The sequence below is a fragment of the Campylobacter showae genome (genome assembly GCF_900699785.1).
GTDB classification, from domain to species: Bacteria; Campylobacterota; Campylobacteria; order Campylobacterales; family Campylobacteraceae; genus Campylobacter_A; species Campylobacter_A showae_D.
Genome location: NZ_LR535679.1, coordinates 1,634,975 through 1,657,267 on the forward strand (window position 1 = coordinate 1,634,975; position 22,293 = coordinate 1,657,267).

Genomic DNA, 22,293 nt, shown 5'->3' on the forward strand with positions numbered 1-22,293 from the left:
AAATGGAAGAAATAGAAAAATTTAACACCAGCCTTGAAATACTGCTAAAAACCGTCGTCCATAACAAAGCCAGTGACTTGCACATCGTGTCAAGAAGCGAACCGCAAATCAGAATAGACGGCACATTAAGACCTCTAGAGCTCGGAGTTTTGAGCGGACACGACATACAAGATATCTGCTATGCGCTCATAACCGACGTACAAAAAAGCGAACTGGAAGAAAACAGAGAGCTTGACTTTGCGATAGAGCTTCCCGGCGTCGGACGCTTCAGAGGCAACTACTACTACACGATGAACGGCGATTTGGCTGCCGCATTTCGTATCATCCCGACCGAGATCCCTTCGCTAGACGATCTTAAAGCGCCTAATATCTTTAAAGAAGTCGTAAAGCGCGAAAAAGGAATGATACTAGTTACCGGCCCGACGGGTAGCGGTAAATCTACTACGCTTGCGGCTATGCTAAACGAGATAAATTTGACCGAAAGAAAGCACATAATCACGATCGAAGATCCTGTGGAGTTCGTGCATACGAATAAAAAATCTCTTTTCTCTCACAGAAATATCGGTACCGATACGCAGTCTTATGCTAGAGCGCTTAAATTTGCCCTCCGTGAAGACCCAGATATCATCCTGGTGGGTGAGATGAGAGATAGGGAGACGATATCGACCGCGATCACGGCTGCAGAGACGGGACACCTCGTATTTGCGACCTTGCACACAAACTCGGCCATCCAGACCATCAACCGTATCATAGATAGCTTTGAGGGCGGCGAGCAGCTTCAAGTGCGAAATATGCTTTCCGTTTCGCTAACTGCGGTTATCTCTCAAGCCTTGCTTCCAAAGATCGGCAGCGGACGACTCGCGGTTCATGAAATTTTGATAAACAACGCCGCTATCGCAAACCTTATCCGCGAAAATAAGGTGCATCAAATTTACTCTCAAATGCAGCTAAATCAGCAAATGACCGGCATGACTACTCAAACGCAAGCTCTCATGAAGGCTATCAGAGCAAATCAGATAACTAAAGAGATGGCGATGAGATACTCTACGAGCCAGCAAGAGCTGGGCGGATTGTTGGGTATGTAATGGATTTTGTTACATTATTTGACGTAGTCGTCGTTTCGCTTGTTTTGATACTAGGCATAAAAGGCGTAATAAGCGGACTAATAAAGGAAATTTTCGGCCTTATCGGCCTTATCGGCGGTATCGTCGTAGCTAGTAGATTCGGCGCTAGGGTCGGCACTCTAATAAGCGATAATATCTATAAGATAGAGGGCGATTCTGTTCTGTTTTTCGCCGGATTTTTGGCGACGCTTATCGTGTTTTGGGTACTTTGCCTAGGTATCGGCGCCTTTTTATCAAAGCTAATAGGACTAAGCGGACTTGGATTTTTAGATAAACTGGGCGGATTTATTATCGGAAGCGCTAAAATTTTCCTAGTTTTTGCGGTTTTGATAGTGACCATTTCAAACATTCAAGTATTAAATAATAAAATCGAGCCGTATTTTAGAGGAAGTAAACTGTATCCGATCTTGCTGGATACGGGCAAATGGATAATGAACGTGGATGTAAAAGGCATAGCAAGCGGCGTAGGAAATATCGAGACGCCGTTTGACGCCTCTATGCAGGAGCAAAGGCCAAATTTAGAGATAAATTCGACGATTAAGGAGTACAAATGATGATTGAGAATTTAGAATACGACGCGCTTCTTGAGAAATTTAAAAAAATTTTGAGAGATAACGGGCTAAAATACACGCAACAGCGAGAAGTTCTACTAAAGACGCTCTACAACAACGACGAGCACTTCACTCCGGAGAGACTTTATTTTTTCATTAAAGAGACCTATCCTGACTTAAACGTCGGCATCGCGACCGTTTATAGGACGCTAAATTTGCTCGAAGAAGCCGAGATGGTAACTTCTATCAGCTTTGGCTCGCAAGGTAAAAAATTCGAGCTCGCAACCAAGCCTCACCACGATCACATGATATGCCGCAGATGCGGAACTATCATCGAATTTGAAGACGTAACCATAGAAAAAAGACAAGCAAATATCGCAAAAGAGCACGGTTTTAAGCTAACCGGACACATGATGCAGCTTTACGGAGTGTGCAAAGAGTGCAATGCCAAAGAGGCAAAGGGCGGCAAGTGATATTTGAAAATCAACTGGAGATCCAGAGGCTAGAGACTGCAAACGAGCTAAGAGATGCAGGTATAAATCCATATCCGCACTTTTTGCGCCGCGATATGGATATAACTAAATTTAGGCTCAAATTTAAACACATTATAGACACCGAAGAAAAGAGCGCCGAAGGGCAGCTAGTAAGCCTCGCCGGACGCGTTAAGCTCATCAGAGATGCGGGCAAGGCGATATTTGCCAACATCGAGGACGAGGACGGCAATCTTCAAATTTACTTTAGTAATAAGACACTTGATCCCGATTGGTTTAAGGTCGTAAAGAAAAATATCGAAGTAGGCGACATCATATATGTGCGCGGATATGCTTTCGTCACGCGAACGGGCGAATTTTCTATGCACGTTAGCGAACTAACTTTAGCGTCAAAGGCCATTTCGCCGCTTCCGGAGAAATTTCACGGGCTAACGGATATCGAGACTAGATACCGCCAGAGATACCTCGATATGATAATGAATCCCGAGGTTAGGGCTGATTTTAAGCGCCGCTCGGTTATCGTTAGCACGATCCGCAGATTTTTCGAGGATAAGGGCTTTTTAGAGGTCGAGACTCCTATGATGCACCCGATCCCCGGCGGAGCTAACGCTAAGCCTTTCGTTACGTTTCACAACGCGCTTGGCGTGGAGAGATTTTTGCGCATCGCGCCCGAGCTTTATCTAAAGCGTCTCATCGTGGGCGGTTTTGACGCGGTTTACGAGATGAATAGAAATTTCCGCAACGAGGGTATGGATCTAACGCATAATCCTGAATTTACAAGCATCGAGTTTTACTGGGCGTGGCACACTTATCACGATTTGATGGGGCTAACCGAGGAGTTATTTAACGTGCTTCTCGATAAACTCGATATGCCAAAAATCATCGAATTTGACGGTATGCAGATCGATTTTAGCAAGCCGTTTAAACGCATAAGCTACAAAAAAGCGCTCGTAGAAATCGGTGGGCTAGATGAAGCAATCATTGGCGATAAGGATAAAATTTTAGCCAAGCTCAAAGCGGACGGTTTTGAGGCAAACGCTAAACTTGATTTGGGGCATTTGCAGGCCGAACTTTTCGACAACTACGTAGAGAGCAAGCTAACCGATCCGACGTTTATTATCGACTATCCGATTTCTATTAGCCCACTTTCTCGCAGAAGCGATGCAAACCCCGATATAGCCGAGAGATTTGAGCTATTTATCGCAGGACGCGAGCTAGCTAACGGCTTTAACGAGCTAAACGACCCGATCGATCAATACGGCCGTTTCGCTTCGCAGATCGAAGCCAAAAACGCCGGCGACGACGAAGCTCACGAGATGGACGAGGACTATGTGAGGGCTCTTGGCTACGCGATGCCTCCGACTGCCGGGCAGGGTATCGGCATAGATAGGCTCGTGATGCTACTGACCAATAAAAAATCCATCCGTGACGTGGTGCTTTTCCCTGCGATGAGACCGCAAAAAAACGAAACCAAGGAGAATTAATGAGTTTGCAAAGTTACGATAAAGAAATTTTTGATTTAGTAAATTTAGAACTAAAACGCCAATGCGACCACCTCGAGATGATTGCGAGCGAAAATTTTACCTATCCTGAAGTGATGGAGGTAATGGGCTCGGTTCTAACTAATAAATACGCGGAAGGCTATCCCGGCAAACGCTACTACGGCGGCTGCGAATACGTCGATCAGATCGAGCAGCTAGCGATCGATCGCTGCAAAGAGCTTTTTGGTTGCGAATTTGCAAACGTACAGCCAAACTCGGGCTCGCAGGCGAACCAGGGCGTTTACGGCGCGCTTTTAAATCCTGGCGATAAAATTTTAGGCATGGATCTAAGCCACGGTGGACACCTAACTCACGGCGCAAAAGTAAGCAGCTCGGGTAAAATTTATCAGAGCTTTTTCTACGGCGTAGAGCTTGACGGACGCATAAACTACGACAAAGTGATGGAAATCGCGCAAATCGTAAAGCCAAAGATGATCGTGTGCGGCGCTAGCGCATATACGCGCGAGATCGAATTTAAGAAATTCCGCGAGATCGCCGACGCCGTAGGCGCTATACTCTTTGCAGACGTAGCGCACATCGCCGGTCTAGTCGTAGCCGGCGAGCATCAGAGTCCGTTCCCGCACTGCGACGTGGTAAGCTCGACTACTCACAAGACGCTTCGCGGACCTCGCGGCGGTATCATCATGACAAATAACGAGGAGTACGCCAAAAAGATAAATTCATCCATCTTCCCGGGCATCCAGGGCGGACCGCTAGTTCACGTCATCGCGGCAAAGGCGGTAGGCTTTAAACACAACCTAAGTCCGGAGTGGAAAATTTACGCCAAGCAAGTCAAAGCAAACATCAAAAAACTAGCCGAAATTTTAGTAAAACGCGGCTTTGATCTAGTTAGCGGCGGTACCGATAACCATCTAGTTTTAATGAGCTTTTTAAATCGCGATTTTAGCGGTAAAGACGCCGATATTGCTCTTGGAAATGCGGGTATAACGGTAAATAAAAATACGGTCCCTGGCGAAACTAGAAGCCCGTTCGTTACGAGCGGTATCCGCATCGGAAGCCCGGCTCTTACGGCTCGCGGCATGAAAGAAGCGGAATTTGAGATCATTGCAAATAAAATCGCCGACGTACTAAGCGATATCAATAACGCCGAGCTTCAAAGCAGGGTAAAAGCCGAGCTAAAAGAGCTTGCGAGCAAATTTATCATCTACGATAGGGCGACTTATTGATGCAGAGCATAGACACCGCGCTAATCAAAATGAACACGAGCCACTACTGGATCAAGCGCGATAATATCGTAAGCAAGATCGAGTATAAGGGTCGGACATTTTTTAATAAATTCGAGCTCATAAACGAGCCTCTAAGCTATCAGGTGACAAAAGATCACGACGAGGGCAAGATTACCGTCGCGCACTCGCTGATACTGCCGGGCGACAAGGTCGAAAATATCGTCTTTGACTACAACGGCAGGATGCCTGAGCGCTTTTGGCACCGAGCTCAGCTTTTGTTCCGCGAGGAGGGGTTTATAAATTTTACCGCCTACGAGAGCAAGACGCCGGGACACTTGCACCTTTACGTGCACAAGGGCCACACGACGCTAAACGAGGGCTATCAGATCGCAAATAAGCTATCTATGCTGCTTAGTTCGCGTTTGGTTAAAGAGTGGAGAGTGTTTCCGACGATGGAAATGCCGAAAGAATTTAACATCTTGACGTTGCCGTATAAGGTCTATCAAAAAGAGCGCGGCGCAAGCTGGTCAAAACATATGTAAGGAGTAAAAATGGAGTATAACGAGCTAAGAGACATCATGCTTGATAACAACGAGGATAAAAAGAGCAAAAACGTTAAGAGGATCCTCATCCTCGTCGCCGTTTTCGTCATTATCTTTTTAGCTGTTCTCATCGTGATGAAATTTTTAAATTCGCCGGAGACTAACGATCAAGTCGCGCAAACCGACTCTAGGCTGGTTTTACCGCCTGAGCCAGACAATACGCGAAGCATCCCGCAGCAAGTGAGCGTACCTGCCACTCCGCCTAGCGAGCCTGCACCGCAAGTAGCGCAAACTAACGTCCCTCCAGTCGCTCCGCCTCCTCCGTCCGAGCCTCAGGCGCAGCAGCCAAATCCTGCTTTTGAGCAGGTGCCTATAGTGCCTGAAAACAAAGGTCAAGATAGCTTTGAAGATATGGTAAAAGCGCTCAAGGAAAAAGAGGATAAAAGACAGCAAGATACAGGCGCGGCAGCTCCTGCGCCGACCGAGCCTTCTACTATACAGGGCGCTTTAAAGCAAAATGATACGCCAAACGCTCAGCCAGGCGAACCAAAAGCCGAGCCTAAGCAGCACGTAAACGTAGTAAAGCAAAAAGAGCCTAAACAAGAAAAAGCTGCAAAACAGCCTAAAAACGATGCCGCTAAAGAAAAACAAGCAAAACAAAAGCCGGCTAAACAAGCTCCTGCAGCTAGCGGCGGCGAGGCTCACAGCGGTAGCTACATACAGGTTTTTGCGGTCAAGCACTTTAATGAAAAAGCGCCGGAGCTTGGCAAGCTAAAAGCCGCAGGATACGCGTATAAGCTATATAGGACGAACGTAAACGGTAGCGAGATTATCAAAGTGCTAGTCGGTCCTTATAGCGGCGAGCAGCTAAAAAGCGAGCTTGCTAAAATCAAGCAAAGCGCGGCTCCAAACGCCTTTATCGTAAATATAAAATGATGATTTTTGCCGTTTTCGGCAACCCTATCTCTCACTCCGTTTCGCCGAGGCTACACAACTTAGCCCTCGGCGAGCTGGGTCTATCTTGCGAAGCCCTATATACTCGCTACGAGCTCTCAGACGGCTCGCGACTCATCTCTAAATTTAAAGAACTAAAACTAAGCGGCGCAAACGTAACCGTACCTCACAAAGAAGCTGCGCTCGCACAGTGCGACGTTGCGGACGAAACTGCTGCTAAAATCGGCTCCGTAAACACTCTAGTATCTCGCGGCGATAAAATTTACGGATACAATACCGATGCGCCGGGATTTTTACGAGCGATAGAAGATTTTGGACAGATAAACTCAGCTCTTGTTTTAGGCGCTGGCGGGACGGCTAGGGCGGTCGCCTACGCGCTAAAGAGCCGCGGCGTGCGAGTTTGCGTGCTAAATAGAAGCGAGGAGAGACTAGCTAATTTTGCCGAATTTGAAAAATTTAGCTGGGCGAATTTTGGCAAATTTAATGGCGGCAAATTTGATCTCGTCGTAAATACGACTTCGGCTGGGCTAAAAGACGAAAATTTGCCCGCGCCGATTGAGATTTTACGTCCGATTTTTGATGAAGCTAAATTTGCCTTCGACGTGATTTACGGCAAGAAAACGCCATTTTTAAATTTAGCCGCCGCTAGCGGACTCGCGCATAAAGACGGCTCGGAGATGCTGCTTTTTCAGGCGGTAAAGGCGTTAAATTTATTTTTCGAGGGCTCGCTTGACGAGGCCAAAATCGAAGCCTCGATGCGAAAAGCCCTTTATTTATCGGCTTCTTCTAGATAATAATCTATCTGAGCTTTTCTTAAAATTCTGATCAAGTCAGAGCTGCCCGCCACTCCAGTCGGATATCCGGCCGTCATGATGTAGCTTTTGTCGTCTTTTATATAGCCTTTTTGGACTGCGGCTTTGATCGATTTGGCCATCAGCGTATGCAGTCTTTCTTCCTTTTCTATCACGAATGCCGCGGTGATGCCCCAGCAAAGAGTCAGCCTGTACGCGGCCTGTTCGTTGTGCGTTATGGCGATGATATCTATATCCGTGCGGTATCTGGCTAGTTTTGCCGCCGAGCCGCCCGATGAGGTTAGCGCGATGATGCCGTCTACTTTTAGCGCAGAGGCGAGCCTAGCTGTACTAGATGCCATCATATCCGTATCGTCGTAGCGGTCGAAATCAAATTTGTTAAAAGGATAAATTTGCTGCGTTTGGATTATTGTATTGCTCATCGCTTCCACGACGGCGACCGGGTTTATGCCGACCGCGCTTTCTTCGCTTAGCATGACTACGTCGGTGCCGTCTAGTACGGCGTTTGCTACGTCGCTGATCTCGGCTCTAGTTGCCGTTTCGTGCTCAGCCATGCTTAGCATCATCTGCGTAGCGGTGATGACGGGTTTAACAGCTTCGTTTGCTTTTTTGATGATGAGCTTTTGGATCGTCGGTACCTTATAGTACGGCACCTCGATACCCAGATCTCCGCGAGCGACCATCACGCCGTCGCTAACCTCGATGATCTCGTCGATGTTTTCCACGGCGTCAAATTTTTCTATTTTGGCGTAAATTTGAGCTTTAGAACCAAAGCCCTTTAGGATTTCTCTGGCTTTTCTTATGTCGTTTGCGTTTTGCACGAAAGAGATTGCGACGAAATGCACGCCATTTTTGGCGCCGAATTCCAAATCTTTTAAATCTTTAGGCGTGATAACTTCGATATTAAGCTTGGTATTTGGGAAATTTACGCCCTTGTTCGAGCGGAGTATCCCGTCGTTTTCCACTACGGCTTCTACTTTTTGAGCGCTTGCGTTTATGATTTTGGCACGGATCTGCCCGTCGCATAGATATATGTACTCGCCCGTTTTTAGTGCGGCTAAAATTTGAGGCTGGTTTATGCAAAGCTTATAGCGGTTTTCGTCTATTTGCTCGCCGAGTATTTCTTCTTTTACGAAGATTAGAGTATCGCCGATTTTTAGTTTAAATTCGCTTCTGTCTAGCTTGCCGACTCTTATTTTAGGGCCGCAGATATCCTGAAATATACCTATTTTGCGCCCGAGCTTCGCCTCTACTTGCCTGATTTTATCGATATTTGATTTGTGGTATTCGTGCGTGCCGTGGCTGAAATTTAGCCTAAAAGCATTAACTCCGGCCAAAACTAATTGCTCCATAACCTCTATGGATTCGCTGGCCGGTCCGACCGTGGCTAGGATTTTGGTTTTTTTATTCATGGATGCCCCTTTTTTGCGCAATTTTACCAAATTTTTAAAAAAAATAAGTATAATCGGCCAATTTATTTCAAGGAGCAAAAATGAAAAAGTTTTTAGCGGTTTTGGCTGCTTTTGGCTTAGCGCTAAGCGCGAACGCAGCGGACAAAACCTATAAACTAAAGCTAGCTAGCACCTGGGAGAGTACGACTCCGGTTTTGGGTGACGCGGCGAAAGAATTTAAACGCGCGGTCGAGACGCTATCTGACGGCAGGTTAGAGGTGAGGATAGACTATCCGTCTAAGCACAAGGCACCGTTTGGTATCCTAGACTTCGTTAAGGGCGGTCAGTACGATATCGGCTACACTGCGTCTTATTATTACAAGGGCAAGGACGCAAACACTATGTTTTTCACCGCCGTGCCTTTTGGTATGACTGCAGGCGAACTACGCGCATGGTATGAATTTGGCGGCGGCAAGCAGCTAGAGGAAAAAGTTTACGATAAATACAACATCAAAGTCTTTAACGCGGGCGACACGGGCACGCAAATGGGCGGTTGGTTTAAAAAAGAGATCAAAAGCGTAGAGGATCTAAAAGGTCTAAAGATCAGAATTCCTGGCTTTGGCGGCGAGGTTATGGCGCGCGTGGGAGCTACGATAAATACGATCCCGACCGGCGAGCTATATATGGCGCTAGAGATGGGCACGATCGACTCGGTCGAGTGGGTGAGCCCTGCGTTTGATATGGGTCTTGGCTTCCATAAAATCGCCAAATACTACTACACAGGCTGGCAAGAGCCGAGCGGTCAGACTCAGTTTTTTGTAAATAAAAAGACCTACGAGAAGCTACCTGCTGACCTTCAGGCCGTGATCGAGGCTGCGGCTAATCAAGTAGCTAGCATGCTAAATACGCGCTCGTTCTTTGATAACGCCGAATACTGGGCGAAGATGAAAGCCGAGTATCCTGATATCGAGGTTCGCTCGTTCCCGCAGGACGTTATGGACGCGCTTAGAAAAGCAAGCGACGAAATCCTAGACGAAGAGGCGGCGAAAGATCCGCTGTTTAAGGAGATATTGGACTCTCAAAGAGCGTTTTTGGCTAAGGCTCGCGAGTGGACGAAAATTTCCGAGTTCTCGTATATCCAAAAAACTACGAAATAACTTCTCGTCGCTCGTTTCGGGCGGCTTAAATTTACGGCCTTCGGGTCGTAAATTTTTAAACTCTCTTTTTATTCCTTTTCGGCTTTAGGGCTGTGCGTTAAATTTGAGTCGTTATATAAATTTGACTGGCTTTGGTGATGGGTTAAATTTAAAGCGGTTTATCGGTTTAAAAATATGTGGGCAAATTTGCTCGCCTAGTCTTAAATTTGGATTTGAGCGAATTTAAAAACGTAGCGTTAAATTTATAAAAATCCTCACGCGCCAGAGTTAAATTTACAGTTCCGTCCTGCTATCAAGCGCTTTCATGAGCGATAGAAGGTCGATGTTTTCGAGATTTACGCCTGTTGGTACTCCTTGGGCTATCTTGCTAAATTTGACTCCCAAATCGCTTAGCTTATCCTCGATAAATACCATCACAGCATCGCTACTAAGCCCCGGCGTTAGCGCGAAAATGATCTCGGTTACGCCGTTTTGTTCTATGATCGTGCGCAGTTTTTCGGTTTGCTCCTGCGTTATCTCCTCGAGCACGAAGTAGCGCCCGCGGTAGATCGCGCTTTGCTCGAAAACTAGGATATCTTTTGGACTTTCGACGACGGCTAGCAGCTCCTTCTCGCGCGTTTCGTCGCTGCAAATGTCGCAAATCTCGTCCTCGCTAAGTCCGCCGCAAATTTGACATTTGCCCGTAAACCTCACTGCGTCCTCGATGCTCTGCGCGAGTTTTAGCCCGCCGAAGCTGTCCTTTAGGCAGACGTGATAGGCGTAGCGCTGGGCGGATTTTTTGCCCACGCCCGGTAGCCGTTCAAAGGCCGCTACGAGCTCGTTAAATTTCTCAAGCCCTTTTTTCAACGCTTTCCTTTGGATCGGTGCAAATTTTAAACGCGTGATAGCCGTCCTCGTATGAGTATTTTAGGCTAAATTTGTGCATGCGGCAGATGTGGTCGATGATATAAAGGCCTAGACCCATGCCGCTGCTTTTGGTGCCCTTTTCGCGGATGAAGGCTTGCATGTAGTACTCGATAGGATTTTGTAGCGGTTGTCCTAGATTTCTCACAACGATGCCGTCTTTGTCGCAGATAACCTGTGCCTTTTTGTCGTCGGCGTATTTTAGGGCGTTATCTATGAGGTTTTTGATCGCGAGCGAAAAGAGCCCGAAATCCACGCGCAGTAATATATCTCGGCGGATATCTACGCCTACTTTTTCTTCAAATTTATCGAGCATCAGCATGTCGCGCGCCTGATCAAGGATGTTTGAAAAGTACGACTCCTGATAGTTTAGCGCGTAGTTTTTGGATAGTAGTTGTTCTATCTTGCCAAACTCGTTTATGAGCATATCTAGGCGCTCAAATATCGCTATTAAGCGGGTTTTGTGCGTAGGGTTTTGCACCATCTCGGAGACTATGCGGCCTTTACCGATCGGCGTTTTTAGCTCGTGCATGATAGTGCGTAAAAACAGCTGCCTAGAGCGCAAAAGCTCCCTAATCTTGCTAGCTGCGGCGTCAAATTCTATCGCGACCTTGGCGATCTCGTCGTCGGAGTCGGGTTTGGCGATATTTACGTCCATATTTCCGGCGCCAAATTTCCTGATATCAGAGCTTAGTTTTTTAAGCGGCATCAGCGACTTCATCACCGAAACGTAAAGCGACACCAAAAGCGCCGTCGTGAGGATAAAACCAACCCAAATCGGATCGTTTATATTTTTTGTATCGTCGCTTTCTAATAAAATTTGAAACGAAGGATTTTTGATCTGCAGGTACAAACTGTCCTGAAAAAGCAGCGACTGAAATAGCCCTAGCTGCGTTTGTTTGGCAAAGACCGTCTTGCCGGTGCTTATGACGTTTGCGACGGTTTTGTCGCTCTTAACGTAGGTTAGTCCGAAATTTCTAAAATAATTAGTCAAATCGCTAGGCGGATTTGACTTTTCGTATGAGGCGATGAGGTAGTTTATCGCGTTTAGCTGCTTGTTTTTTATCTTTTCTAGCGCGTTATCCAGCTGCATGCTCGCAAACGTGTAGAACAAGATACAAACAAGCGAAAACGCCAGCGCGAAAACTACCGAAATCTTCGTGGTTAAGGAGTATCTCATCCTATGAGTTTATAGCCTATTCCGCGTACCGAAAATATATGTTTAGGCGCTTTTGAGCTGTCGCCGATTTTGGTTCTTAGTCTGCCGATGATCACGTCTAGGCTTTTTGAGTCTTTGTCTTTTAGGCTTTTGCAGTTATAAACTAGCTGCTCGCGAGAAACCGAAAAGCTGTGCTGTTTGATAAGATAGCTCAAGATCTCGTACTCGGCCGGCGTTAGTGTTAGGCTTTCGTTGTTGTAGTAGATTTCGTGTCTGCGCTCGTCTATCCTAAATAGCGTATCCACGACCTCTTCTTGCACTTCGTTGGTCTTTTTGTAGCGGCGGATTAGGCTCATGATGCGCGCGTACATTTCCTTTGGATCGTACGGTTTTGGTAGATAGTCGTCCGCGCCTAGCTGTAGGCCCACGACCTTGTCGCTGATGTCGCTGCGAGCAGAGGAGATGATGATAGGGATGTTGTATTTGCTACGGATCTCTTTGCACACCTCTAGGCCGTCCATGCCCGGTAAAGTAAGGTCTAGGATAAGCAGGTCGAAATTTTTCACTCCGGCGCTTAGTCCTAAATAAGGGTCTTCGAAATTTGTTACTTTTATATTAAAATCGCTCAAGTACTCGGATAGGATTTGCGCGAATTCCGGATCGTCTTCAATCATTAAAACATTAATCATTTTAAGCCTTTCAAATAGATTTAACGAAAATGATTATAACCAAAAAATGTTAAATTTTTTTTCCGAATTTACTATCCTCGTTTAAAATTCTCCCCCGCTTTGAATTTTTATAAATAATAAGATAAAATCGCCCTTTAAATTTAAAAATTTTAGGAGATTTTGTGGAAATAGACTACTACGAAATTTTAGAAATCAGCAAAAATAGCGACTCTGAAACCATAAAAAAAGCATTTAGAAAACTAGCGCTAAAGTACCACCCGGACCGCAATCAAGGCGACAAAGAAGCGGAAGAAAATTTTAAAAAGGTAAACGAAGCTTATCAGGTGCTAGGCGATGAAGAAAAGCGCGCGATATACGATAGATACGGCAAGGCCGGGCTTGAGGGCAGAGGCGGCTTTAGCTCTAGCGGATTTAGCGCGGATTTTGATTTGGGCGATATCTTTAACTCGTTTTTCGGCGGCGGATTTGGCCCCGGCGCAAGCAGCCGCAAAAGAAGCAGCGACAAATATCCGCTCGATTTAGAGATAGCTCTTAGGATCAAATTTAACGAAGCGGTGTTCGGCGCCGAAAAAGAGATAGAATTTACGATCAAAAAACCGTGCCAAACCTGCAAAGGCAGCGGCTCGAAAGACGGTAAAACGCACGTATGTCCGCACTGCGAGGGCAGAGGTCGGATATCGCAGCAAAGGGGCTTTATGAGCTTCGTGCAGGAGTGTCCGTACTGTAACGGCACGGGCGAAACGGTCAAGGATAGATGTTCTGATTGCGGCGGTAGCGGCTACAAAGAAGAACGCCAAAGCGTCAAGGTAAATATCCCCGAGGGCATAGACGACGGCATGCGTATGCGCGTGAGCGAAAAGGGCAACGTCTCATCAACCGGCGCCAGAGGCGATCTATACGTGCATATCGAGGTTGAAGCCGACGAGCATTTCGTGCGTCACGAAAGCGACGTTTACATCGAGATTCCGGTATTTTTCACGCAGGCGGTTTTGGGCGAGACGATCACGATCCCGACGCTAAAAGGCACGACCGAGCTAAAACTACCGGTCGGCGCAAAAGACAAGCAGCAGTTCGTATTTGAGGGGCTTGGCATAAAAAACGTAAATAGCAAAAGGTACGGCAGGCTCGTAGCGCAAATCTCCGTAAAAACTCCAAAAGAGCTAACGGACGAGCAGATCTCTCTACTAAATCAGCTGCAAGAAAGCTTCGGTATCAAAGCCGGCAAGGCGAGCTACGACGAGGAAGAGGATGAGGGAATCTTGGACAAGATAAAAGGGTGGTTTAAAGGCGAAGAACCTGGCGACAAAGGTAAGAAAAAAGGCAAAAAGGCTTAAATTTACGTCAAATTTTGCCTTTTAGCAAGCCCGATCTTTCGTAAATTCGCCGAGTCGTTCGGGCTCAAATTTGCGTTTGTTATAAAACGGCGTGTTAAATTCGGCATTGAAAATACAAGATGAATAAATTTATATTTTTAGCTATTTTTGCGGCGGTTTCTTCAAATGCGGCGGGGTGCGATACGAGCGGACTGCAAAAAGGTTGCGACGCGGGCGATTTTGAGAGCTGCGACAACTTAGGCCTTGCCTACATCGGCATCAAGCTTGAGGAGTGCGACCTGGACAAAAACTACAAAAAGGCATTCGCGCTGTTTAAAAAAGCTTGCGACGGGAAGTATGTGCGCGCCTGCGTAAATTTGGGCGTCGCCTACCGCAAAGGCGAGGGCGTCAAGGCCGACGCGCCAAAGGCTGCCGAGCTCTATCAAAAAGCCTGCGATAGCGGGTATTTGCTGGGTTGTGCGAACTTAGGCTCACTTTATGAGCAGGGGCTCGGCGTCAAAAAAGATGCGCAAAAAGCGGGAGAAATCTGGCGCAAATCCTGCGAGGCAAAGGACGGGATGTCGTGCTTTAATCTCGGCGCGCTTTACTACAACGCAATGCTTGGCGAAAAAGACGTAACTAGCGCAAAAAACTATCTGCAAAAGGCGTGCGCTTACGGCTGGAACGACGGCTGCGAAGCGGCGGAAGCGATAGAAAAAGCCGCGAAACGCTAAATTTGCCGAAGCAGGCCTTGGCGGCGGCGCGAAATTTAAATTTGCGCTACCTCTTCGCTCGCGTAAATTTTATTTTAGTGCGCAAATTTGATCGCTTTTTGCGTCAAATTTGACGGGTTGATTTGCGAATAACTACGGCGAAATTTATCCAAGAGCGGGGAGTTAAATTTGCGCTTTCAAATTTAACGAAAACAAATACGTCAAATTTAGCTCAAATTTCAGGGCGGATTTTACAAAATAAGCCCCAAATTTCATCAAATTTCACTCTCTTTTAGTTGCTCGATTTTAGCCGCCACACTCCTATTCGTGACCTTTTCGATCTCCTCGCTCGTTGCGGTCATTATCGCTTCAAAGCTACCGTAAAATTTAACCAGCTTTGCGATGCTGCCAGCCGATACGCCCGCGTCTGCTAGCTTGCTAGCGCCAAGATCTTCTTTGCGCTTGGTTTTTTGATGAAAGGTAATGGCAAATCGGTGCGCCTCGTCGCGAAGTCGCTGGAAAAACTGTAGCCGTCTGTCGCCCGTTGGTAGCGTAAATACGCCGCCTGGAGCGTAAATTTTATCCCTCGCGCCGCCTTTTGCGCGGTGGGCTTTGGCGTCTATTTTTTCTTTTGAGATGGCGAGTATATCGACGTTTGCGCCGCTACTAGCGATGATATTCGTAGCAAGATCCAGCAGCGCCTGACCGCCGTCGATGAGCCACAGATCGGGCGGACTAAGCTTATCAAACCGCAAAGCGCGCTCTGTTAGCATCTGGCGCATCTGATCGTAGTCGTTTGCGTGAGAGAGGTGCATGTGGCGGTAGTGCTCTTTGGCGAAGTTTCCGTGCTCAAAGCGCACCATCGCGCCGACCGCGGCCGCGCCGAACATATGCGAGTTGTCGAAAGTCTCGATGACGTGCGGCGCGCATGCTAGGCCGAAATACTCTTTTAGCTCTTCCAAAAATGCGTCGTCATGGGTTTTTAGGTACTTTTGGATAAAGACCTGCGCGTTTGTTAGCGCCATCTCGCAGATGCGCTTTTTCTCGCCGATTTTAGGCACCGATATGCTAAATTTACGGCCGTGGTGAGCGGTCAATATCTCCTCTACGAGGCCTGCGTCTTCAAAGGCTTCTAGTACGTAAATTTTTGCGCTCACTACTGGCGCGCCTGCTGGGAAGCTCTCTAAAACTATTTGTTTGTACGCATCGTTTAGATCGCCTTGCAAGCTCATTTTGGCGTTCGTGATATTTTGATACACGCCGCTGATCTTGCCGCCGTGCACGCTAAAACGCACCGCGCAAAGCAAATTTTGCTCCGCGCCCACGGCAAAAACCTCAAAATCTTCAAGCTTAGCCAGATCGACCTCGATTTTGACGTCTAGATCCTTGATCGCGTTGATCTTATCGCGCACGAGGGCGGCTTGCTCGTAGTTTTCGTTTTGGGCGTATTTGTTCATCAAATTTACGAGCTTTGGCAGCATAGAAAGCGGATTATTTAGCGCCGCGATCGCGCCCTCTACGACCTTGGCGTAGTCTGCGGGCGAAATTTTGCTGATGAGAGGGGCTTCTGAGTAGCCGATCTGATAAGGCAGATATGCGCCCGTGGCCTTAAGCGCGCTTTTGCTCTGCACGAGTTTAAAGCTCAGCTTAAGCGCATCTAAAAGCTCGCGCGCGCCGCGAAAATACGGCCCGAAATACTTGACGTTTTTGCCTCGGACGATCTTGCGCGTGATCTCAAAGCGCGGGAAATCCTCGTCCAAATTTACGTAGATGTAGGGATAGGTCTTATCGTCGCGCAGCAAGATGTTGTATTTGGGCCGTAGCTGCTTGATGAAAGAGTTTTCCAGTATCAGTGCGTCGGCTTCGCTGGGAGTCACGATATACTCGAGGTGTACGGCTTCGCTGATCATCTTGTGGATGCGCGGGCTAACCTTGGGCGAGGGAGCGAGACTTGGCGTAAATGAAAAGTAGCTTTTGACGCGGTTTTTTAAAACTTTAGCCTTGCCGACGTAAAGAAGCTTGCCCGCCTTGTCGAAATACTGATAAACGCCGGGCTGGGCGGGCAGCGAGCGGATCTCGTCGATTAGCAAATTTTAGCTCCCGTCGGTAAATTTGAGCTTTTGCCGCTTGGGGTTAAATTTGACCAAATTTGATTCATTGCGCCACGCTTGATTCTTTGGCTAAATTTTGCTTGATAGCGAGGCGTATCTTTTCAAATCCCTCGAAAATCCGCTCGCTTTTGGCTAAATTTACGAATTCCCCCTTGGCAGGTTCGGCGTAGGTAAAAATTCGCTTTTTTTCGTACGGATCGGTCGCTTTTTTAAATTTTAAATGCTTTGTCACAAAAAATTTAACGTCCGTTACGCGAGCTAGCCTGCCGTCAAAATTTACGCTAGAATAGATTTTTAATAAGCCTTTTAACATTTTTATACTACTATCGCTTTTTAATTCCTGAAGTCCTAGCGGATGAAACAGGGCAAAAAACAAAACGCCGTTTTTCTCGTAGCAAAAGGCGATGAGCCTGCGATGATTTAGGCTTAAAAGCTGTAAAAATTCCCCGCATTCGCTACGGTTTTTTAATTCTTTATAAAAAGGATTATCAATAATATGTCGAATAATAGTCTTAGCGTCTTTCATAAGGCGATTTTAGCATTTTTTTTGTTAATTTTTATAGCAGGCTGCGGCCACAAGGGCGATCCATTCTACGAAGCGCCGTCCGAGCCCTCAAACAGCAAAACCGAAAAAATAAATAAACTATAAATCAAGGAGAGTAAATGAAGATCGTCGGACTTTTGAGTCTGTTTTTCGCTTTGGCCTTTGGTAGTGGCGACGCTGCGGGCGAGGCTTTAAATTTAACGACTACGTGGGTGGGTATCGCGAGCCTAATTATTTTCGTGGTGGGATATTTTTTCATCGCTACGGAGGAAAATTTTCACATCGACAAGGCTAAACCGGCCATATTTATCGGCACTTTTATGTTCCTACTCATCGGCTTTTATATGCTGGCAAACGGCCTAGACGTGCATTTGCTACAAAATGAGGTAAATCACCTGATTTTAGAGATTTCGCAGATCGTATTTTTCCTCATGGTCGCGATGACCTATATCGAGGCGCTTATCGAGCGAGACGTGTTTAACGCGCTAAAATACAACCTCGTCTCCAAGGGCTATACGTACAAAAGACTCTTTTGGCTAACGGGCGTTTTGGCATTTTTCATCAGTCCCGTCGCCGACAACCTAACTACCGCTCTCATCCTCTCCACGGTACTTTTAACGATAGATAGAAATAATACAAATTTCCTAGTCGCTGGTGCGATAAACATTGTCGTAGCAGCAAACGCAGGCGGCGCGTGGAGTCCGTTTGGCGATATCACGACTCTGATGACGTGGGCTGCGGGTAAGGCTCCGTTTATCGACTTTTTTGCGCTTTTCCCTGCTTCATTTATCGGCTGGCTAGTTACGGCTTTCTTGCTAGCGCGCATAGTGCCTGCGGGCAGTCCGCATTTTGACCCTGCAACAGAGCCGAAAGTAAGCATCAAAAAGGGCGGCAAAGTCGTTATCGGTCTTGGCGCATTTACGATATTTTCGGCAGTTATGATGCACCAGCTTTTTCACCTACCTGCGATGTGGGGCATGATGTTTGGCTTCTCGCTTCTTAGTATCTACACCTACATCTACAAAAAAACTAATAAAAACGAAGAGCCTATGCACGTCTTTCACTATATGTCAAAGATCGAAAACAACACGCTTTTCTTCTTCTTCGGCATCCTTGCAGCCGTCGGCGCGCTGCACTTCGTCGGATTTTTAAACTATGCCGTTTCACTTTATGATAAATTCGGCGCTACGACCGTAAATATCGGCGTCGGCTTCCTATCTGCTATCGTGGATAACGTCCCCGTAATGTCTGCCGTACTAAAAGCAAATCCTATGATGGGCGCGGATGCGGGCGAGAGCTTAAGTCAGTGGTTACTAGTTACCTTGACTGCCGGTATCGGCGGCTCGATGATTAGTTTCGGTTCTGCCGCCGGCGTCGGCGTCATGGGCAAACTAAAGGGCATATACACCTTCGGCGCGCATATGAAATACGCTTGGACCGTGGTTGCCGGCTATATCGTATCGGTCGTGATCTGGTACATACAGTTTGAAATTTTTCATTTATATTTTTAAAGGACGCTCATGAATAACACGATAATAGTTTTGGATTTTGGCTCGCAGTATACCCAGCTCATCGCTAGACGCTTGCGCGAGCAGGGCGTTTATACCGAGATTTTGCCTTTTAACGTCAAGGTCGAGGAGATTAAAGCGAAAAAACCAAAAGGCATAATCCTAAGCGGCGGCCCTGCTAGCGTTTATGCTCCGGATGCGTATTTTTGCGACGAGGGCGTATTTAAGCTAAAGCTGCCGATTTTAGGCATTTGCTACGGCATGCAGCTTTTGGCGCATAAATTCGGCGCCGAGGTCGCTCCGGCTTCTCACAAAGAGTACGGCAAGGCAAGCCTAAACGCTCTAAAATCCCATCCGCTCTTTACCGATACGCCTGAAAAGCAAATCGTCTGGATGAGCCACTCTGACCTCGTAAAAAACCTACCTAACGGCTTTGAGGCGATCGCGACTAGCGAAAATTCGCCTTATTGCGTATTTGGCGACGAAAAGCGCAAATTTTACGCTTTGCAGTTTCATCCGGAGGTGCAGCACAGCGAGTTCGGTACGCAGATCTTAAAAAATTTCGCCAAATATATCTGCGGCTGCGAAAGCACGTGGAATATGGGCAGCTTTGCCAAAACCCAGATTGCTAAAATAAAAGAAACCGTGGGCAACAAAAAAGTCCTTTGTGCCGTTAGCGGAGGCGTGGACAGCTCTGTTACCGCTGCGCTTTTGGCTGCTGCGATACCGCAAAATTTGATCCTGGTTTTCGTCGATAACGGACTACTTAGAACGGGCGAGCGCGAGCAGGTCGAGGCGACTTTTAGAACTAAGCTTGGCGTGGAGCTAGTTAGCATAGATGCGAGTAAAACTTTCCTGGAAAGGCTTGCTGGCGTAACAGATCCAGAGAAAAAGCGCAAGATAATCGGCGAAACTTTTATCGAAATCTTTGAAAAAGAGGCCAAAAAGCACGATAACGTCAAATTTTTAGCCCAAGGTACGCTCTACACCGACATCATCGAAAGCTCGGTCGTAGGCTCGAGCAAGACGATCAAAAGCCACCACAACGTGGGCGGGCTACCTGATTGGATGAGCTTTGAGTTAATCGAGCCTTTAAGAGAGATTTTTAAAGACGAGGTGCGCCAGCTAGGCCTTGAGCTTGGTCTTTCGCGCGAGCTCGTGTTTCGTCACCCGTTCCCCGGTCCGGGCCTTGCGATCCGCATAATGGGCGAGGTAAATACGCCGAGCCTCGAGCTGCTACGCAAAGCCGACGTGATCCTGCGCGACGAGCTAAAATCAAGCGGCTGGTACAACAAAACGTGGCAAGCATTTTGCGTGTTGCTAAACGTGCACTCAGTGGGCGTCATGGGCGATAACCGCACCTACGAAAATGCCGTGTGCATACGCGTAGTGGATGCCAGTGACGGTATGACGGCTAGTTTCTCGCGCTTGCCGTATGATCTGCTAGAAAACGTCTCACGCCGCATAATAAACGAAGTAGACGGCATTAACCGCGTAGTTTACGACATCTCGAGCAAACCGCCTGCAACGATAGAGTGGGAGTAAAATTTAGGCGTTTTGCGCCTAAATTTTATTTTAAAACGACTCAAATTTGACAAAAAGAGATAATCCTTATCAATAAATCGTCCAAAAACTTTAGCTACAATGATGCGTAAATTTACGAAAGGAAGAAAAATGAGTAAAATTTACAATCTAAACGCCGACACGAAAGTGATCGCAAAAAGCGTCGTTAGCAAGAGAATTTTTGATTGCGAGAACGCTCACGTCGACGTGTTTGCCTTTGATGCGGGCGAGGAGCTAGATCACGAGATGCTGTTTTGCGACAGCCTCGCGTGGGTCGTAGAGGGCGGTGCGAGTTTGCACTACGGCGAAAAGCAGATGCGCCTAGGCGACGAACAGGCCTGCCTGATAGAGAAAAAAGTATGGCGAAAACTAGTTTTCAACAAACCGACGAAATACGTCTCAATCGATTTTAAGGAGGACTTAATGATAGATCATTTACCTAAGGCGGCTATTTTTAGCCTAGTAGATGCGGTCGAATACGAAGAGGGCAAAATCGTGAGCAAAACGCTCGTCAAAAACGAAAGCGGCTCGATGTCTCTACTGTCGTTTTCAAAAGACCAACAACTCTCCACTCACGCGGCTCCGGGCGACGCTCTTTTGATCGCGCTTGACGGCGAGATGAAGCTAACCATCGGCGACGAGCATTTTGATATCAAAAAGGGCGACACCATCGTGCTTCCGGGCAAAATCCCGCACGGGCTAAAGATCCCGGAAAAATTTAAAATGTTACTCATCGTAACAAAAGATAAGATGTAGAGTTTCGGGGCGATTGCCCCGACTCGTTTAGGAAATATATGGCAAGATTTATAATAGATGACGAAAACATAAGCGTAGATAATCTAGCAACGCTAAAAAAGCTAGGACAAAAAGATAAAATTTATATCGTAACCAACAATAGACAAAAGCTAAGCATCTCCGTTTTGGCGTGGTTTCTGGCGCGAAAAATCAAAATAAAAATTATACTTTTAGAAAGCGCTCACAAGGACTATGCCGATAAAATAATTACTTTTTTAATGGGCAAACTCTCGCACAAAAAAGACAAATTTTACATCGTCAGCAACGATAAATTTTACGACGACGTGATAGATTTTTTTAATAAACAAGATAAAAACGGCAGCAAATTCCATAAACTCAAATTTGACTTCAACCGCTCGCATACGGCGCAGCTCATCGAAGAAAATCAAGACGAAATCGCGATCTTGATACGAAACTCGGGCAGCCTCAGCGAGCTTCATATGAAATTTATCTCAAAATTCGGCAGCAAAAACGGCGCCGGCGTGTATAACGCGCTAAAAGAGGACGCGAGGAAAATTTACAAAAAACCTCAAATAGAAAGCGCGCAAAAAGGCGAAGTAAAGCGTATCGCTGCGCCAAATTCCGCAAAATCTAGGCCGGCGACGCAAGGCGACGAGCAAAAATTTGACGAGCGAGAAAAATCGAAAACTGAGTCAAATTTAAGCGGCGAGGCTTTGCAGGCTCAAATCGTCCAGGCAAAAGAGCAAAATTTAGAAAATCGCTCGCAAATAGTGCAAAACTTGGAGCCCGAAAAACCGCAGCACTTAGAGAGCGAAAACGGCGTAGCGACAAATAATGAAAATTTACAAGAAACCAAAGCCGTAGAAGCAAATTTGAGCGATGATCCGGGTCCTACCGAGCATCCGAAAGACGCTGAGCAAAATTTGAGCGACAAAGCTTCTAGCGAGGATCTTAAAGCGGAGGGAAAAGGGCAAATTTTATCAAACAAGCGTCCGCCGCAAAAATCAAAGCAAGCTCCCGCGCCGCAAAACGAGGCAAAAAATAAAGCTGGAAATGCGGCAAAACCGCAGCTTCCGATCAAGATAGATGAGGCAAAAAAGCAAGAGATTAGAAAAATCGCGTTCGAGAGTAAAAATTTGGGCGATTTTCACAACGGACTGGTGAAAAAATACGGCGCAGAGGACGCCGGCAAGCTGTATAAAGCGCTAAAACAAAAGGCAAAAGAGTATCTAAGCAGGCGGGGCGTGGCGAAATAAAATTTGCTTTTTGGCTACGGCTTTTAAA

The 22,293-nt window shown here is 46.8% G+C and carries 21 protein-coding genes; 15 read left to right on the forward strand and 6 right to left on the reverse strand.

All coding sequences use genetic code 11. The annotated features are described in order from the left end of the window. Positions 1–2: 2 nt before the first annotated feature. The 8 genes from E4V70_RS08135 to E4V70_RS08170 are packed head-to-tail and all read left to right on the forward strand — an operon-like array spanning position 3 to position 7,184. Positions 3–1,085 carry a type IV pilus twitching motility protein PilT gene (locus E4V70_RS08135; protein ID WP_122862615.1) on the forward strand — a complete coding sequence of 361 codons (1,083 nt, stop codon included), beginning with the start codon at positions 3–5 and terminating at the stop codon, positions 1,083–1,085. Continuing rightward, the gene (locus tag E4V70_RS08140; protein WP_002953515.1) at positions 1,085–1,678 is read left to right on the forward strand and encodes a CvpA family protein; all 594 of its coding nucleotides are present in this window, start codon (positions 1,085–1,087) and stop codon (positions 1,676–1,678) included. Before E4V70_RS08135 ends, E4V70_RS08140 begins: the two co-directional genes overlap by 1 nt. After that, on the forward strand, positions 1,675–2,148 hold the full coding sequence (locus E4V70_RS08145) for a Fur family transcriptional regulator (RefSeq protein WP_122862616.1): 474 nt from the start codon (positions 1,675–1,677) through the stop codon (positions 2,146–2,148). The genes E4V70_RS08140 and E4V70_RS08145 overlap by 4 nt, the downstream gene beginning before the upstream one ends. Beyond that, on the forward strand, positions 2,148–3,650 hold the full coding sequence (gene lysS / locus E4V70_RS08150; protein WP_231679345.1) for a lysine--tRNA ligase: 1,503 nt from the start codon (positions 2,148–2,150) through the stop codon (positions 3,648–3,650). The genes E4V70_RS08145 and lysS overlap by 1 nt, the downstream gene beginning before the upstream one ends. Continuing rightward, positions 3,650–4,894, forward strand: a complete 1,245-nt coding sequence (locus tag E4V70_RS08155; protein ID WP_002953510.1) for a serine hydroxymethyltransferase — start codon at positions 3,650–3,652, stop codon at positions 4,892–4,894. Before lysS ends, E4V70_RS08155 begins: the two co-directional genes overlap by 1 nt. Continuing rightward, on the forward strand, positions 4,894–5,436 hold the full coding sequence (locus tag E4V70_RS08160; RefSeq protein ID WP_122863142.1) for a DUF1882 domain-containing protein: 543 nt from the start codon (positions 4,894–4,896) through the stop codon (positions 5,434–5,436). Before E4V70_RS08155 ends, E4V70_RS08160 begins: the two co-directional genes overlap by 1 nt. A gap of 9 nt (positions 5,437–5,445) precedes the next feature. Then, entirely contained in the window at positions 5,446–6,372 is a 927-nt protein-coding gene (locus E4V70_RS08165; RefSeq protein ID WP_122862617.1) for an SPOR domain-containing protein, read from the forward strand. After that, positions 6,369–7,184, forward strand: coding sequence for a shikimate dehydrogenase (locus tag E4V70_RS08170; protein WP_122862618.1), 816 nt, complete (start codon positions 6,369–6,371; stop codon positions 7,182–7,184). The genes E4V70_RS08165 and E4V70_RS08170 overlap by 4 nt, the downstream gene beginning before the upstream one ends. Here E4V70_RS08170 and pyk read toward each other — a convergent pair. Next, positions 7,160–8,614, reverse strand: a complete 1,455-nt coding sequence (pyk, locus tag E4V70_RS08175) for a pyruvate kinase (protein ID WP_122863143.1) — start codon at positions 8,612–8,614, stop codon at positions 7,160–7,162. The genes E4V70_RS08170 and pyk overlap by 25 nt on opposite strands. An 80-nt stretch (positions 8,615–8,694) precedes the next feature. Here pyk and E4V70_RS08180 point away from each other — a divergent pair, with 80 nt between their 5' ends. Then, positions 8,695–9,750, forward strand: a complete 1,056-nt coding sequence (locus E4V70_RS08180; RefSeq protein ID WP_122862619.1) for a TRAP transporter substrate-binding protein — start codon at positions 8,695–8,697, stop codon at positions 9,748–9,750. Positions 9,751–10,023: 273 nt separating this feature from the next. Here the strand turns inward: E4V70_RS08180 and recR are convergent, their stop codons facing one another. From recR to E4V70_RS08195, 3 genes are read right to left on the reverse strand one after another with little or no spacing between them, the layout of a single operon-like run. Next, on the reverse strand, positions 10,024–10,596 hold the full coding sequence (recR, locus tag E4V70_RS08185; protein ID WP_122862620.1) for a recombination mediator RecR: 573 nt from the start codon (positions 10,594–10,596) through the stop codon (positions 10,024–10,026). Beyond that, positions 10,580–11,833, reverse strand: a complete 1,254-nt coding sequence (locus tag E4V70_RS08190) for an ArsS family sensor histidine kinase (RefSeq protein WP_122862621.1) — start codon at positions 11,831–11,833, stop codon at positions 10,580–10,582. The genes recR and E4V70_RS08190 overlap by 17 nt, the downstream gene beginning before the upstream one ends. Further along, on the reverse strand, positions 11,830–12,501 hold the full coding sequence (locus E4V70_RS08195) for a response regulator transcription factor (RefSeq protein ID WP_002948262.1): 672 nt from the start codon (positions 12,499–12,501) through the stop codon (positions 11,830–11,832). The genes E4V70_RS08190 and E4V70_RS08195 overlap by 4 nt, the downstream gene beginning before the upstream one ends. Positions 12,502–12,662: 161 nt before the next feature. Here E4V70_RS08195 and dnaJ point away from each other — a divergent pair, with 161 nt between their 5' ends. Together dnaJ and E4V70_RS08205 are read left to right on the forward strand one after the other, a co-directional pair. Then, entirely contained in the window at positions 12,663–13,835 is a 1,173-nt protein-coding gene (gene dnaJ, locus E4V70_RS08200) for a molecular chaperone DnaJ (RefSeq protein WP_122862622.1), read from the forward strand. Between the two features lie 119 nt (positions 13,836–13,954). Further along, complete coding sequence (locus E4V70_RS08205) at positions 13,955–14,548, forward strand: tetratricopeptide repeat protein (protein WP_122862623.1); 594 nt, start codon at positions 13,955–13,957, stop codon at positions 14,546–14,548. Positions 14,549–14,802: 254 nt separating this feature from the next. Here E4V70_RS08205 and uvrC read toward each other — a convergent pair whose 3' ends face one another. Continuing rightward, positions 14,803–16,617 (reverse strand): excinuclease ABC subunit UvrC, encoded by a 1,815-nt coding sequence (gene uvrC / locus E4V70_RS08210; protein WP_122862624.1) that lies wholly within the window; start codon positions 16,615–16,617, stop codon positions 14,803–14,805. Between the two features lie 64 nt (positions 16,618–16,681). Further along, positions 16,682–17,164, reverse strand: coding sequence for a hypothetical protein (locus E4V70_RS08215; protein WP_122862625.1), 483 nt, complete (start codon positions 17,162–17,164; stop codon positions 16,682–16,684). Positions 17,165–17,301: 137 nt separating this feature from the next. Here E4V70_RS08215 and nhaD point away from each other — a divergent pair, with 137 nt between their 5' ends. The 4 genes from nhaD (at position 17,302) to E4V70_RS08235 (ending at position 22,265) form a co-directional block, all read left to right on the forward strand. After that, a complete protein-coding gene (gene nhaD / locus E4V70_RS08220) occupies positions 17,302–18,693 on the forward strand; it encodes a sodium:proton antiporter NhaD (protein WP_122862626.1) in 1,392 nt (463 codons plus the stop codon). 9 nt (positions 18,694–18,702) lie between these two features. Beyond that, positions 18,703–20,235 carry a glutamine-hydrolyzing GMP synthase gene (gene guaA, locus E4V70_RS08225; protein ID WP_122862627.1) on the forward strand — a complete coding sequence of 511 codons (1,533 nt, stop codon included), beginning with the start codon at positions 18,703–18,705 and terminating at the stop codon, positions 20,233–20,235. Positions 20,236–20,364: 129 nt separating this feature from the next. Next, a complete protein-coding gene (locus tag E4V70_RS08230) occupies positions 20,365–21,009 on the forward strand; it encodes a cupin domain-containing protein (RefSeq protein WP_122862628.1) in 645 nt (214 codons plus the stop codon). A gap of 38 nt (positions 21,010–21,047) precedes the next feature. After that, positions 21,048–22,265 (forward strand): PIN domain-containing protein, encoded by a 1,218-nt coding sequence (locus E4V70_RS08235; RefSeq protein WP_122862629.1) that lies wholly within the window; start codon positions 21,048–21,050, stop codon positions 22,263–22,265. The last annotated feature ends 28 nt before the right edge of the window (positions 22,266–22,293 follow it).

Excerpts from the sequence above, each read along its gene's own strand:
- nhaD (WP_122862626.1), top strand. The coding sequence starts at position 17,302 with ATGAAGATCGTCGGACTTTTGAGTCTGTTTTTCGCTTTGGCCTTTGGT.
- E4V70_RS08230 (WP_122862628.1), top strand. The coding sequence starts at position 20,365 with ATGAGTAAAATTTACAATCTAAACGCCGACACGAAAGTGATCGCAAAA.
- E4V70_RS08155 (WP_002953510.1), top strand. The coding sequence starts at position 3,650 with ATGAGTTTGCAAAGTTACGATAAAGAAATTTTTGATTTAGTAAATTTA.
- E4V70_RS08195 (WP_002948262.1), bottom strand. The coding sequence starts at position 12,501 with ATGATTAATGTTTTAATGATTGAAGACGATCCGGAATTCGCGCAAATC.
- E4V70_RS08180 (WP_122862619.1), top strand. The coding sequence starts at position 8,695 with ATGAAAAAGTTTTTAGCGGTTTTGGCTGCTTTTGGCTTAGCGCTAAGC.
- E4V70_RS08165 (WP_122862617.1), top strand. The coding sequence starts at position 5,446 with ATGGAGTATAACGAGCTAAGAGACATCATGCTTGATAACAACGAGGAT.
- E4V70_RS08170 (WP_122862618.1), top strand. The coding sequence starts at position 6,369 with ATGATGATTTTTGCCGTTTTCGGCAACCCTATCTCTCACTCCGTTTCG.
- E4V70_RS08145 (WP_122862616.1), top strand. The coding sequence starts at position 1,675 with ATGATGATTGAGAATTTAGAATACGACGCGCTTCTTGAGAAATTTAAA.
- E4V70_RS08140 (WP_002953515.1), top strand. The coding sequence starts at position 1,085 with ATGGATTTTGTTACATTATTTGACGTAGTCGTCGTTTCGCTTGTTTTG.
- E4V70_RS08160 (WP_122863142.1), top strand. The coding sequence starts at position 4,894 with ATGCAGAGCATAGACACCGCGCTAATCAAAATGAACACGAGCCACTAC.
- E4V70_RS08135 (WP_122862615.1), top strand. The coding sequence starts at position 3 with ATGGAAGAAATAGAAAAATTTAACACCAGCCTTGAAATACTGCTAAAA.
- E4V70_RS08190 (WP_122862621.1), bottom strand. The coding sequence starts at position 11,833 with ATGAGATACTCCTTAACCACGAAGATTTCGGTAGTTTTCGCGCTGGCG.
- E4V70_RS08235 (WP_122862629.1), top strand. The coding sequence starts at position 21,048 with ATGGCAAGATTTATAATAGATGACGAAAACATAAGCGTAGATAATCTA.
- E4V70_RS08205 (WP_122862623.1), top strand. The coding sequence starts at position 13,955 with ATGAATAAATTTATATTTTTAGCTATTTTTGCGGCGGTTTCTTCAAAT.
- E4V70_RS08215 (WP_122862625.1), bottom strand. The coding sequence starts at position 17,164 with ATGAAAGACGCTAAGACTATTATTCGACATATTATTGATAATCCTTTT.
- pyk (WP_122863143.1), bottom strand. The coding sequence starts at position 8,614 with ATGAATAAAAAAACCAAAATCCTAGCCACGGTCGGACCGGCCAGCGAA.
- guaA (WP_122862627.1), top strand. The coding sequence starts at position 18,703 with ATGAATAACACGATAATAGTTTTGGATTTTGGCTCGCAGTATACCCAG.